An 11618-nucleotide genomic window follows, 5' to 3' on the forward strand; every position below is an offset into this window, starting at 1 on the left:
GTCGCCGTCCCGAAGGGCCGACCGGTCGCCCTCGCCTGCGTAACGGCGTGGATGGATGAGGCGAAGCGCACCGGCGTCGTCCGGCGGATCTTCAATGCCCGCGGCTTCCGCGACGACGCGGTCGCGCCATCGGGAGGTGATCTACCCCTATGGCGAGCTCGACACGCTAGTGCCGGCCTACGCCACGACCATCCACAAATCGCAAGGGTCGGAATACCCCGCGCTGGTGATCCCGCTGGCCATGCAGCACTGGACGATGCTGGCGCGCAACCTCCTCTACACGGGCGTGACCCGCGGCAAGCGTTTGGTGGTGCTTCTCGGGCAGCGGAAGGCTGTGGGCGTCGCGGTCCGCGGCGGCACGATGAAGCCTCGTTGGACGCAGCTGCAGGAGTGGCTGTCGCAGCGCCCTTGAAGCTCGGACGAGCTCGAACCGCCCGGCTTGGCCGAGGCGGGTCTTTTCATGCTCGATAGCCTCCCCCGAACGGGTGATGTCGCTGCCCCGGACGCGCTGCTATTCCGTCAACGAGACCCCACACCTTCAGCCCCGCCGGCATTGCCGCGCGGGGCTTTCTCATATCCTGCTCCGCTCTTCAGACGCGCTCTAATTGCAGGTCAACTTCCGGCCTTCGGCCATGCCGACCTTGCGGTAGTGTTCCAGACCAGACTTGATCGCCCGACCTATGACCGCTCGGCGCACGTCTGGATTGCAGCGCAGATACTCCTCCTCGTTGAAAGCATAGTCGCCACGCCCGCCCCGCGAGCCTCGGTCATAGTCCCGATCGTAGTCGCGGCGGTCGCGGTCGCCATAGCCCCGATCGCCATAGCCCCGATCTCCGTAGCCTCGGTCGCGGGGACCGTAGTCGCCGCGATCGTAGCCGTAGTCGCGTCCGCCGTATGGCTGTGCGAAGGCCGGAGCGGCTCCGCTGAGTAGCGCCAGGCCAAGGACGGTCGCCGAGATCACCTTCATGTCGTGCTCTCCGTTGTTGCGGGGCGTGAACGCTTTCAAAGGTGGGTGGTTCGATTTGCCTGGGCGGGCGTCGAGTCCTCGCTCCCAGCGTCACTACCGTTGGGGGGCTTGTCTTTCCCTGCTCTTCACCCACTCTCAGTGTCAGGTTTGGCGGGATTCCTCCCTTGTCGGTGCCGAGCCTGAGAAGCCCGCCCGGTCCGCCGGCGCGGGCTTTTTCACGACCGCACGACGGTCAGTTCATCGCCTTGGGCCGATCGCCGACGAAGGGACCGATCCCAGCAGCCTCGACCGTTGCGAGGAAGGCCGCGTGTGCATCCACGTCCGTGGCGAACGTGTCCTGCCACCGCGTACAGCCGGAGAAGTGGATCACCTCCATACGCCACCGATCCTGCGTGCCGGCAAGGCGGTAAATCTCGACCTCAACCTCATGCCCGTCGCGCGTGAAGGGACCTGATAGGGGCGAACTCTCGAAGTCGTAGTCCTCGTTGTCCACCCTACCCGCTCCGTGCCGCCGAGCAGGCCGCCGCCCGGTCTCAACCTGGGACGGATGCGTAGAGGATGCTCACACGATCCGGCAACTGACGCTGGCCATCTAGGCATGCAATCCGCGCTGGAAATTGGCTCCTAAAGGTAAGGTAATCGAAACCCATGCCGCCGCAGAGCGACCCGCATTCTCCCGCCGTTCGGGGTGAAAAGGCTGGGCGGCTTGCGGCGACCGAGATGATCAAGACGCTGAGCCCACAGACCGGGAGCGTTCAGGGCCTCGTGCGCCGGGTTGAGGAGGTCGGTATCATCGTGGCCCAGGAGCACCTAAGAGCCGGCATGCTACCTGCTGAAGTCCGGGCATGGCACATTGGCTTCCAAGCGGGGATGAGCCTCGAACTCGGAGATTACATGCGCCGCTTCTGACAGGTCTCCTGACGGCCGCCCCGTGAGCAGATCGGGGCGGGGCGAACACAACCCGGCAGGGCAGTGGCCGGGATGGCGCTGTCGAAGGCTAGATCGCGTAGGTTGTGACAAGCGACATCATGCGCCCTTCCTCGATTAGCTTCCAAACCGACCTGATCTGCGGGCTGCTACCATCAGGCATTGGCATCGGACCTTCGAAGACGTACTTCGTGACGTAGCCGTTTTTCACTACACGAGCGAAGTTATCCGGCGTCGGATGCTCCAGCAACGCAAATATCAGCGCTCGGGGGCTCCTCAACAGTGAAGCCGCGGGACAGATAAAATTCTGCCTTTTGTCCGCCTTCCTCATGAAGGACATTGAGGAGGTAAAGGCCAATTTTATGATCTGGGATACATGGCGCGGGCCTCGGCCCGGGGGGGCAGAGGCATCCTCAAGCGGCCGTCAGGGCGTCCGCAGTAATGGTCGCGTTTCCGACAACTGGACGCGCAAACTCGACCTCTTAGGCCGCGCCCGCAGCGTAGATCTCCACGATGGTCCCGCGCGATCCGGCGGGCACCGCTAAGCCGTCGTCCGTCAGGAGATCGCGCAGGGTCGAAACCACGCTCAGCTCCGGATAGAGCGGCGAGGGCTCAGGCGCTTTGCGCAGCGTGTGCATCGTCTCGATGGACATGCGCTAAATCTGGCGCATCGGGATTGATTCAGCAACCCAGGGTAGCCCCACGATCGTGAGACGATCGACCAGCAGCGCCGAGTGACCCTCTATTAAGCTCACCCCCATATCGCCGCCAGGATGTCAGACCTCCCGCCCGCCGTCGCCTCCTGGCGCGACCAGATCGAGCGCCTGTCCGAGCACGCATCGCCGTGCCGGTATCTCACCCCGACGCGCTGGGCGGCGATGCGGGCTAACGCGCTGACATTCCTCGATGAGCGCGGCGCCAAGGCGCACCGGCTCGGCTGGACCGCGGAGCAGCTGTTCGGCGTCCATCCGGAGCACGGATTCCTGCGCGTGGAGTATGCCGGCGCGCTGATGGTCAACGACAGTCCGGTGATCGGCGTCGAGCCGGACCGGATCGTGTTCGACCGGTTCTCCGGCTACCGGACGAAGCCCGGGCAGACCTGGGGGCCGCCGGTCTGGGAGTTTGCGGCTCGGGTAGCGGCGCGGTAGGGCTATTCTACTTCGGCGAGTTCCTCGCCGTCCTTCACGCCCAGCGCAGCTTTCTCCGCGAGCAGCGTCGCTAATGCGGACCGGATGCGATCGCCCTGATCTGCGTAGGGCAGCTCGGCTGCATCGAGCAGCGCGTCGCGATACCGCGTCTGGATCGCCGCAAGCTGCGTTGGTAGGCCGACCTTGCGTGGCGACTTCTCGGCGACCTTCGCCTTGACCGGCTTCTTCTTGGCGGGCGTTTTTCCAGGCATGCCGAGCCAAGCTGGATGCAGGCTGACGGTTCCCTCTCTCCAGAGCTCGGGATCCTAGCCGATCGCTCGTTCTACCCGTCCTGCAGGCTCTCTGCGAAGTCGTCGGGGATCTCGCCCCACTGGCCGAGGATCGTGACGCCCTCCAGTTCGCCGGTCTCGTCGTCGGCCACCACCTTCAGCGCCGCCGCGCCCGGCATCCGCCTGGCCATGTTCTCGGCCTTCTTCACCGCCCCGCTCTCGGTCTGCGCAGGCTCCTGCCGGGCCGGCCGCAGCCGCTTCCGGTGCACCTCGAAGGGCTGCACCACGAACGCCGTCTTCATCGCCATCGTCGTCTTCTCCTCCAAGCGGCCTCGGTAACGCCAAGGCCCGGAACGCATTGGCATTTCCGGATGCCTTCCACAGAGATCCCCCGCTATCCGAACCACCTCCAACCCGGCAATTGAACCGCGATCGCCCCTGCGCTTTGTTCTTGGTCTGTTCTAAAAGGGAATCGGAACGCGATGCACGCTCTCCCGCACGAGCCGCCTGTGGAGTTTCGTCTCACGGAAGCCGAGGCGATCGCGCTCCACTACTACCAGACCGCACATCGCGACGGCTGGGCGGCCCTCGTACAGGCGATTGCTGACGCCCTTGCCGACCTCGACGCCGCGGAACGGCAGGTTGATGACCAGGGCCGCCTGGTCTCCCACGGTTACGCACGCGGTCGCGTCTCCGCAGCCTGAACCTCATGTCAGTACACCGTATCGACGAGCTGCTGGTCCGCAGCCCTGAAGCCGTCCGCGTCCCGCTGATCGGGCAGGCCCTGTGCGCCGGCTTCCCGTCGCCGGCCGACGACTTCCTCGAGGGCGCGCTCGAGCTGCCCCGCTGGCTCGTGCCGAACCCGCCCGCCACCTTCCTGTGGCGGATCAGTGGCTCGTCCATGGAGGGCGCCGGCATCTACGACCGCGACCTCGCCTGCGTCGACCGCAGCCTCAAGGCGGGCCACGGCAGCATCGTCGTCGCGGCGGTCGACGGCCAGATGAGCTGCAAGCGCCTCGTGATCGACGGCAACGTCGCCCGGCTCGCCTTCTGCAATCCGGACCTCCCCGCTTTCGCGGTCGACGAACTCGGCGAGGGCGTGATCTGGGGCGTGGTCCGCTTCTCGATCCGCTGACACGTCGCGCGCGGGCAGCTCTCGTGAGCACGCCGGAAGCCCGCCGGCGCGACCGGATTGGCGGCGGCCGCGCCGTGGCGCTGATCGACGGCAACAGCTTCTATTGCTCCTGCGAGCGCGTGTTCGACCCGAAGCTCGCCGCCGTGCCGGTAATCGTGCTTTCGAACAACGACGGCTGCGCCATCGCCCGGACCAGCGAGGCCAAGGCGCTCGGCATCAAGATGGGCGACCCGTACTTCAAGATCCGCGAGATGTGCCAGGCGCAGGGCGTGCGGGTGTTCTCGTCGAACTACACCCTCTACGGCGACATGAGCGGTCGCACCAACGCGGTCTACCGGCAGTTCAGCCCGGAGGTGGAGATCTACTCCATCGACGAGAGCTTCCTGAACCTGTCGGACGTGGCGCCGGGCTTGCGGGTCGAGCTCGCGCGGGACCTGCGCGCCACCGTGCGGGCCTGGACCGGGATCCCGACCTGCGTCGGCATCGGCCCGACCAAGACGCTGGCCAAGCTCGCCAACCACATCGCCAAGACCGTGCCGGCGCTGGAAGGCGTGTGCGACCTGACGGACCCGGCGGCCCACGCGCACTGGCTGTGCCGGATCGACGTCGGCGAGGTCTGGGGCATCGGCCGGGCGTCGCTCGTCAAGCTCCAGGCGATGGGCGTCGAGAGCGTGGCGGACCTGCGCGACCTCGACCCGCGGCCGGTGCGCAAGGGCCTGACCGTGGTGGGCGAGCGGATCATCTACGAGCTGCGCGGCGCGGCCTGCCTGCCGCTGGAGATGGTGCCGGCGCGGCGGAAGGGCTGCGCGGTGACGCGCTCGTTCTCGAGCCGGATCACCGAGCGGGCGGTGCTGGAGGAGGCGGTGGCCGCGCACGCGACGCGGCTCGGCGAGAAGCTGCGGCGCGAGGGGCTGGGCACCAACCACGTCACGGTCTTCTATCACACGAGCGAGCACGACCGGGGCGAGCCGATGCGCTCGGTCTCGACGACGGTGCAACTGCCGGAGCACTCGTCGGACACGCTGGCGCTGATCAAGGCGGCGCGGCACGGGGTGGCGCGGACGTGGCGCGATCCCGGCGAGCGGCCGTGGCGGTACAGCAAGGCCGGGATCGTGACGAACGACCTCGTGCCGCTCTCGCACAGCCCGCGGGCGCTAATCGGCGCGCTGGACCGGGAGCGCTCGGGCCCGCTGATGGCGGCGATGGACGCGTGCAACGCGCGCTGGGGCCGCAGCGCCGTCGTGCCGGCGAGGGCAGGATTAGTGAACCGGCGCGACTGGACCACGAAGTTCGAGATGCGCACACCGCGCTACACCACGCAGGTCAGCGAACTGCCGATCGCATACGTCTGAAATTTCACAAGATGCTTGCGTGACCTTCGTGGGGGGCAGCCAGTCTTTTTACGAGCAGAAGCCCATCGAAGCAGACGCTTTGCCCAAACCCGCTCAAGAATTGCGCATGGAGAAAGCATTTTGTCGCGCTAAAGAATGTCCCAGTTATGTGCTTATTTCGCGACGCGCTGATATATGAAATATTTATTCGAAGTAAATTCCATTCGTAAAGAGGCGCCGAAAAACCTGAGAAGGCGAGCGCAATACTCCCCGAGACGAACTTGAGGTTCGGCGCTCGATACTGCGTCTCGCCTTCACCTCCCCCGAACGAGCTAGAAACTGTCGAGCGCATGCGTACATGCCGGGCTTGGAACCCTGCGCCATGTTCTGCGTCTCGTCAGCGCCCTTCAAGGAAGAGCTTATCCGTGGAAGAGCTTAGTGGCTGCTTAGGAAATTCCCCGATGAGGAGACGGGCCGCATCGGTCAGGTGACCCTCATGGGCTCGCTGGCCTCCCAACGGAATTCGGTATTGTCCATCCACATGCGGTGCATGATCACCGCGAGCTTACGAGCCACTGCGATGGCCGCACGCTGAATTCCGCGGCGCTTGGCTATTTGGACTCCCCAGGCTTTGAGCGCCGAACTCCGAGGCATCCTGAGCAGTATAAACGCTGCTTCGACGAGTAGCGTCCGTAGACCTTGATCTCCGGCCTTGCTGATCTTGCCCCTGTAATCGACCTCGCCCGACTGATTCTGCCGTGGTGTTAACCCGAGAGCGGCGCCGATTGATCTTGACTTCTGAAACCGCTCGGGAATGTCGACCGCGCTCTTGAAGCTCAGTGAGATCACCGGCCCAACCCCAGGACAGGTCATCAGCAGGCGGCAGACCGGATCTAGGCGCGTGATCCGCGAAACCTGCTTAGTCAGCTCTGCGAACTGCGCCCGCAAAGCACGCCAGCATGTCAAAACCGGTTCGGTCACGTCCCGAAGAAAAGAGTCGCCTGCAATCAGTTCGCGGACGCGCGCCTCCCACTTTGGCCGGCTTACCGAACCAAGCTTGAGACCGAACTGCCGGATTATGCCCCGGACGAACATTTCTAGATCAATCATCTTAATCTGCACCGTTTTTCGGGCAGCCAGCAGGGCTCGCATTCGCTGAGAATGCTCCGACTTGACGTGAACCACGTGCGGCGTCCCGAAGCACATCATCCGCGCAAGGCCGCGAGCATCGTTTCTGTCGTTCTTGTTAATGGTCTCCAACCTGAGGAAGCTTTTTACCTTCCGTGCATCGAGAACAAAGGCCGGCAATCCACCTCTCGCTAGTCCGATATAGAGCCAATGCGCGAGGCTGCCGGTTTCTAATCCAATTCGATGATAGGCTAGCCCAAGATCGCGTAGATAAATGGAAATCGCCTCGGGGTTGGTATCAATTTTCGACTCCGCGACTATATTCATTTCTTCGTCTATTACGCAGATCTGAGTTTCTTTCAGAGCCACGTCCAGACCAACATAGTGACGAGTCATTTGCGGCAGCCGTGCTAGTGTGACCTGCCATTAGCAAGACAAAAATAGCAGGTACCGGACGCCGACGGAAGGCGCCGGCACCTCTCATAGAAAGAATATTGACTCAGACCTTGGGAAATATAGACTATCGATTTGCCAATCGGTGACACGAGCAAGATAGATCCTGATTGGCGGACATCGTCAACCTTGATCTTTGCGCTATATCACGAGGAGACGCCGGAAATCGTCTCCTGAGTGCACCGAGCTCTCAGCCAGCGTCTATGAGCTAGAAAACAGGCGCTCTGGGAATGCGTTGATGACCGGCAGAGTGAAGGCATGAGGTGGATGCAGGATGACTGGACAGGGTGGAAACGCGACCTTCTGCTTTCGAGCCGCAAATGTAAGAAAGCGGACGCCGTTAGCCGTATCGCCAACTCATCTGACAAGCACGAACACCAATCATCTACCCGGCGAGAACCGTGGCTTCGTCAAACTCGATAAGGCTTTAGGAGGCTCGCCGCACGTTCCAGAACACAGATAGGTGCTTGACCACATCCTGGAGATCGTCCCGATAGGCAGTTCGGCTGAGATACTGCCCAAGGGGCAGGTAAGGCACCTCCTGCATCGCCAGCGCTTGGATGGCGTGGGCGATCTTCCGGCGGCCTTCCTCGTCCGGCGCCTCGATCCAGGCCCCACGCATCGCCTCGATTTGCGGAAGATCGGGCCAGCCAAAGAAGCCCGTCTGCACGCCGCCGCAGCGCAGCACCTGCTCCACCGCCGGGTTCAGCATGTCGAAGCCGGACCAGTCGGTGCAGAAGATGTTCCAGCCGCCCTGGTCCGGAGGTGCCTTGTTGGCTCGGCGGGTGACCATGCTCCCCCAATCCGAGACGGCGTGCTGCACGTTCATGCCGATGCGCTTGAGCAGGTCGTTCATCACATCGCCCATCGCGGCCAGCCGCGGCAGGTCGCCCGCCGCCAACAGGACGACGCGCTCGCCCTTGTAGCCGGCCGCGATCAGGTCCCGCTTCGAGCGCTCCAGGTCGCGCGGACGTATCAGCGCGTCGAGACCCACATCGGAGGCCATCGCCGTGTCGGGGGCGAACAGGCCGACGCCGGTCCGGATCAGGTTCGGATCCGTGCCGTTGATCGCGGTCATGAAGTCCTCTTGCGAGAGTGCCTCCAGCAGCACGCGGCGGATCGCAGGCTTGTCGAAGGGCGGGTGCAGGTGGTTCATCACCCCGGTGCCCATCGTCCCCAGCCGGCCCGAGAGCGGCGTGACGATCCCGCGGTCGGCTCCCAGTGTCGGAAGCAGGTCGTTGATCGGGTTCTCCCACCAGTCGACCTCGCCGTTCTTGAGCGCGGCTGCAGCCGTGCTGGGGTCGGGCATCGTCGTCCACTCGACCCGGTCGAAATGCACCCGCTTCGGCCCGGCCACTCCAGAGACTTCCCCGTCCGCACGTGGCACGTAGCCCGGGTTGCGTTCGTAGACGACGCGGGCGCCGATGATGCGCTCGCGGGCGTTGAACCGGAACGGGCCGGAACCGACGACCTCGGGGAGCTGCTGCTTGGGATCGAGGACGGCCAGCCGCTCCGGCAGGATCAGCAGTGCCGGGGGCCCGAGCTTCGACAGCGTCTCCAGCATCAGGCCGTAGGGCCGGTTGAGGCGGATGGTGAAGCTGCGGTCGTCGGGGGCGTCCATCGCGTCGGTGCGCGCCAGCAGCAACTGGCCGAGGTTGTCGCGCGGGGCCCACCGCCGGATCGAGGCGACGCAGTCGCGTCCGCGCACCGGCTCGCCGTCGTGGAACCTGAGGTCTTCCCGCAGGCGGAAGGTCCAGCGCTTCCCGTCATCCTCCACCGTGTGGCCCTCGACCATCTGCGGCTGGGGCCTGAGATCGCCGTCGATTGCGAAAAGCTGGTCGAACACCAGCAACGCGTGATTGCGCGTGACGTAGGCGCTCGTCGTGAGGGGGTCGAGGATCGTGACATCTGCCTGTGGCACGAAGCGCAGGGTCCGCTGGCGGGCATTTTGCGCGAGCGCGGGTCTGGCAGGGAGGAACGAGGCGGCGCCTGCCGCGGCGGCGGCCCTCAAAAAGCTTCGACGCAGCATGGCTTGAGGCCTCGACAGATGCGCTGGAAGCGGCCCGCCCTCCTAGCCGAGCGGGCGGCACATCGCGTGGCGCACGCTACCATGCTGAATTGGCTTAGGCTGCACCCCGTTACCTTACGCCGGTTTGAACATCGGCCGCTTTATCTGCTTTGCGAATGCCCGAGCGACGCTCAGGACGCCCGAGAGGGGTCGTTTGCAGCCACGGGTATCGCTTCTCACTGCGCCGCACGCCACCGGGGGACGTTTCGGCGCAACTCGCTGACCGCGAGGCGGTCAGCCTCCAGTCGCACCTGCGCGCGGGCGGCGTGCATGCCGCGCTCCCGGCCGGGGATCCCGGCGCGCTCAGCGATCTCGGTGGCGGTAGACGGCTCAGACGTCAGCGCCGCCAGGACGCGCGGGCGTGTGTCCTGGCGTGGCCGGGCGCCTCGAGGCGATGGGACCTGCGGCATGGCGCCGAGCTATCGTGCGTCGCCTTCCTGGGCCAGTCAGCCGGCAGCTAGCTTGCCCAGATCTCCTGATCGGTGACCTCGGCGGCCTTGCGCAGCTCGGAGACGGTCGGAGGTTCCTTGGCCAGAGGTGGCCTATTGCAGCTTGGTCGACGTCGAGTCCGTGAGGCCGAGGCGCACGGGCGGGCATCATGGCCATCAGCGCAAGGCCGCTCTGCGGTCCGATCCTGTGCGCTCACGTCTCATAGCTTCTCCGTCGTGCTCATCGCCCCCGCGATTTGCATCGCGACCTGGTCCGCTGCGGCGATCAGCACCGCGTCGAGGTGGTGGATGTACCGCGACGTGACGCCGTGCCCGGCATGACCCAGCATCGCTCCGATCGTCGAGTCGCTGTAGCCGAGGTCGCCACCGGTAGAAGCGAAGGAGTGTCGGAGGGTGTGTGCTGTGACCCCCTCCAGGCCGGCACCGATCACGATACGCTCCAGAGCGTCGTCGAGGCTCGCGAAAGGCCCCTGCCCTCCGCGCGCCGTCGGCAGGACGTAGACGGAGCCTGAGGTCCGCTGGATGCCGTCCAGGATCAGCAGCATGGCCTTGCTGATCGGCCGAACCGAGGCGCCCTCCTTTGAGTCCTCAAGCCGCAGGCATGGCTCCGCTCGGTCGACCTCGGACCATCGCAGCTTCACGATCTCACCCAGGCGGCAGCCGGTCAGCGCCAGCAGCCGAATGCCGGCGATCGCCTGCCACCGCTCCAGAGAGCTCTCCTCCGCCTCAGCAAGCGCTTTGCCGAGCGCGGCGTACTCGTCCGGTGTCAGGCGGCGCTTGCGCTTCTTGTCCGCCGGTCGTTTCACCCCCGTGGCCGGGTTCGCGGTGATGACGCGCTCGCTGACCGCGTAGCTCAGGATCCCGCCCAGCAGCCCAACGGTGCGCGCTGCAGTACCTGGTCCTCCTTCGACCACCGCCTTGCCTCGGAAGCCCGTCTTCACCACGCCAGCGGTTTTGCCGGCCTGGACGTCGCGCACGAAGCGCTGCACGTCCGGTGTCGTCAGCTCGGCGACCAGGCGCCGGCCCAGCAGCGGCTTGATGTGCCTCTCGATCCGGCCCCTGTCGACGTAGAGGGTCGAGGTCTTCTTGGCCTGGCCGCCCTTCCCCATGATCAGGCCCTTGTCGGCCGCGGCGAGGTAGGCGTCGCACAGCTCAGCCATCGTCATGGAGCCTCGACGGGTGGCGCGCTCCTCGGCAGGATCCTCACCCTTCGCCACTTGGCCCAGCAGCCCCTTCGCCTCGCGGCGGGCTTCCTCAGCCGTCAGGGCGCCGTGTAGCCCGATCGTGAAGCGCCGGGACCGCCCGCTGGCTCGGTACTGCACGAGGTAGCTGCGCCGGCCAGACGCGAAGATGCGCACCCCGAAGACCGGGAGCTCGTCGCACCAGAGGAAGTAGTCCCGGCCTTGCGGCTCTGCCGCCTCGACCACGCGCTTGCTGAGTTTGGGCATGCCCTCCCCTCCGGTTCTGCGGAAGCACTGCGGAAGCACGCGGAAGCAAACTGAGCCCATCCGGCGGAAATGAGAGAAAGGCCAAGCGCGCCGATTTTACAAGCGAAGACAATGGCTTGGTAAGAACGAGCAAACTGTGGCGATCACGAGAAAACTCGGGAGGCTAATCCTCCGAAGGCAAAGGTCACACGTTCGAATCGTGTCGGGTGCGCCAATCTTCTCAAGACGTTAGCGGGGCTCGGCCCTCCCCCTCGGGCGGATCGTGTCGCCCGCTTGCCCTTCGGTGCGGGCGGCG

General features: G+C 65.2%; 13 protein-coding genes and 1 pseudogene. 6 read left to right on the forward strand and 8 right to left on the reverse strand.

The features are described 5' to 3' along the window. Window positions 1-130: 130 nt before the first annotated feature. A pseudogene (locus tag ACLBYB_RS31770) lies at window positions 131-412 on the forward strand (ATP-binding domain-containing protein); the annotation flags it as partial. Between the two features lie 189 nt (window positions 413-601). Here the strand turns inward: ACLBYB_RS31770 and ACLBYB_RS31775 are convergent. Together ACLBYB_RS31775 and ACLBYB_RS31780 are read right to left on the reverse strand one after the other, a co-directional pair. Continuing rightward, a complete protein-coding gene (locus tag ACLBYB_RS31775) occupies window positions 602-967 on the reverse strand; it encodes a hypothetical protein (protein WP_043755425.1) in 366 nt (121 codons plus the stop codon). A 232-nt stretch (window positions 968-1199) separates the two neighbouring features. Continuing rightward, window positions 1200-1460, reverse strand: a complete 261-nt coding sequence (locus ACLBYB_RS31780) for a hypothetical protein (protein WP_354456813.1) — start codon at window positions 1458-1460, stop codon at window positions 1200-1202. A 227-nt stretch (window positions 1461-1687) separates the two neighbouring features. Here ACLBYB_RS31780 and ACLBYB_RS31785 point away from each other — a divergent pair, with 227 nt between their 5' ends. Continuing rightward, window positions 1688-1876, forward strand: coding sequence for a hypothetical protein (locus ACLBYB_RS31785; protein ID WP_354456814.1), 189 nt, complete (start codon window positions 1688-1690; stop codon window positions 1874-1876). A 500-nt stretch (window positions 1877-2376) separates the two neighbouring features. Here ACLBYB_RS31785 and ACLBYB_RS31790 read toward each other — a convergent pair whose 3' ends face one another. Further along, window positions 2377-2547: a hypothetical protein gene (locus tag ACLBYB_RS31790; protein WP_354456815.1), complete on the reverse strand. Its 171-nt coding sequence runs from the start codon at window positions 2545-2547 to the stop codon at window positions 2377-2379. A 120-nt stretch (window positions 2548-2667) separates the two neighbouring features. Here ACLBYB_RS31790 and ACLBYB_RS31795 point away from each other — a divergent pair, with 120 nt between their 5' ends. Then, the gene (locus ACLBYB_RS31795) at window positions 2668-3042 is read left to right on the forward strand and encodes a hypothetical protein (protein ID WP_447683606.1); all 375 of its coding nucleotides are present in this window, start codon (window positions 2668-2670) and stop codon (window positions 3040-3042) included. A 2-nt stretch (window positions 3043-3044) separates the two neighbouring features. Here the strand turns inward: ACLBYB_RS31795 and ACLBYB_RS31800 are convergent, their stop codons facing one another. Further along, window positions 3045-3293 (reverse strand): hypothetical protein, encoded by a 249-nt coding sequence (locus ACLBYB_RS31800; RefSeq protein WP_354456817.1) that lies wholly within the window; start codon window positions 3291-3293, stop codon window positions 3045-3047. 71 nt (window positions 3294-3364) lie between these two features. Next, window positions 3365-3619 carry a hypothetical protein gene (locus ACLBYB_RS31805; protein WP_354456818.1) on the reverse strand — a complete coding sequence of 85 codons (255 nt, stop codon included), beginning with the start codon at window positions 3617-3619 and terminating at the stop codon, window positions 3365-3367. Between the two features lie 201 nt (window positions 3620-3820). Here ACLBYB_RS31805 and ACLBYB_RS31810 point away from each other — a divergent pair, with 201 nt between their 5' ends. The 3 genes from ACLBYB_RS31810 to ACLBYB_RS31820 are packed head-to-tail and all read left to right on the forward strand — an operon-like array spanning window position 3821 to window position 5798. After that, window positions 3821-4015: a hypothetical protein gene (locus tag ACLBYB_RS31810; protein WP_354456819.1), complete on the forward strand. Its 195-nt coding sequence runs from the start codon at window positions 3821-3823 to the stop codon at window positions 4013-4015. Window positions 4016-4020: 5 nt separating this feature from the next. Next, window positions 4021-4446, forward strand: a complete 426-nt coding sequence (locus ACLBYB_RS31815; protein ID WP_447701243.1) for a LexA family protein — start codon at window positions 4021-4023, stop codon at window positions 4444-4446. A gap of 23 nt (window positions 4447-4469) precedes the next feature. Beyond that, entirely contained in the window at window positions 4470-5798 is a 1329-nt protein-coding gene (locus ACLBYB_RS31820) for a Y-family DNA polymerase (protein WP_447701244.1), read from the forward strand. Window positions 5799-6260: 462 nt separating this feature from the next. Here the strand turns inward: ACLBYB_RS31820 and ACLBYB_RS31825 are convergent, their stop codons facing one another. The 3 genes from ACLBYB_RS31825 to ACLBYB_RS31835 all read right to left on the reverse strand — a co-directional run bounded on the left by ACLBYB_RS31825 (window position 6261) and on the right by ACLBYB_RS31835 (window position 11323). After that, the gene (locus ACLBYB_RS31825) at window positions 6261-7301 is read right to left on the reverse strand and encodes an IS110 family transposase (protein ID WP_447701245.1); all 1041 of its coding nucleotides are present in this window, start codon (window positions 7299-7301) and stop codon (window positions 6261-6263) included. Between the two features lie 484 nt (window positions 7302-7785). Further along, window positions 7786-9387, reverse strand: a complete 1602-nt coding sequence (locus ACLBYB_RS31830; protein WP_447701246.1) for an ABC transporter substrate-binding protein — start codon at window positions 9385-9387, stop codon at window positions 7786-7788. Between the two features lie 688 nt (window positions 9388-10075). Beyond that, on the reverse strand, window positions 10076-11323 hold the full coding sequence (locus tag ACLBYB_RS31835; protein ID WP_447701247.1) for a tyrosine-type recombinase/integrase: 1248 nt from the start codon (window positions 11321-11323) through the stop codon (window positions 10076-10078). Window positions 11324-11618 lie beyond the last annotated feature (295 nt).

It is taken from the genome of Methylobacterium sp. D54C (assembly GCF_053345595.1).

What these genes read in the sequence shown, in the direction of transcription:
- ACLBYB_RS31775 (WP_043755425.1), bottom strand. Translation starts at nt 967, where the DNA reads ATGAAGGTGATCTCGGCGACCGTCCTTGGCCTGGCGCTACTCAGCGGA.
- ACLBYB_RS31785 (WP_354456814.1), top strand. Translation starts at nt 1,688, where the DNA reads ATGATCAAGACGCTGAGCCCACAGACCGGGAGCGTTCAGGGCCTCGTG.
- ACLBYB_RS31790 (WP_354456815.1), bottom strand. Translation starts at nt 2,547, where the DNA reads ATGTCCATCGAGACGATGCACACGCTGCGCAAAGCGCCTGAGCCCTCG.
- ACLBYB_RS31795 (WP_447683606.1), top strand. Translation starts at nt 2,668, where the DNA reads ATGTCAGACCTCCCGCCCGCCGTCGCCTCCTGGCGCGACCAGATCGAG.
- ACLBYB_RS31800 (WP_354456817.1), bottom strand. Translation starts at nt 3,293, where the DNA reads ATGCCTGGAAAAACGCCCGCCAAGAAGAAGCCGGTCAAGGCGAAGGTC.
- ACLBYB_RS31805 (WP_354456818.1), bottom strand. Translation starts at nt 3,619, where the DNA reads ATGGCGATGAAGACGGCGTTCGTGGTGCAGCCCTTCGAGGTGCACCGG.
- ACLBYB_RS31815 (WP_447701243.1), top strand. Translation starts at nt 4,021, where the DNA reads ATGTCAGTACACCGTATCGACGAGCTGCTGGTCCGCAGCCCTGAAGCC.
- ACLBYB_RS31825 (WP_447701245.1), bottom strand. Translation starts at nt 7,301, where the DNA reads ATGACTCGTCACTATGTTGGTCTGGACGTGGCTCTGAAAGAAACTCAG.
- ACLBYB_RS31830 (WP_447701246.1), bottom strand. Translation starts at nt 9,387, where the DNA reads ATGCTGCGTCGAAGCTTTTTGAGGGCCGCCGCCGCGGCAGGCGCCGCC.
- ACLBYB_RS31835 (WP_447701247.1), bottom strand. Translation starts at nt 11,323, where the DNA reads ATGCCCAAACTCAGCAAGCGCGTGGTCGAGGCGGCAGAGCCGCAAGGC.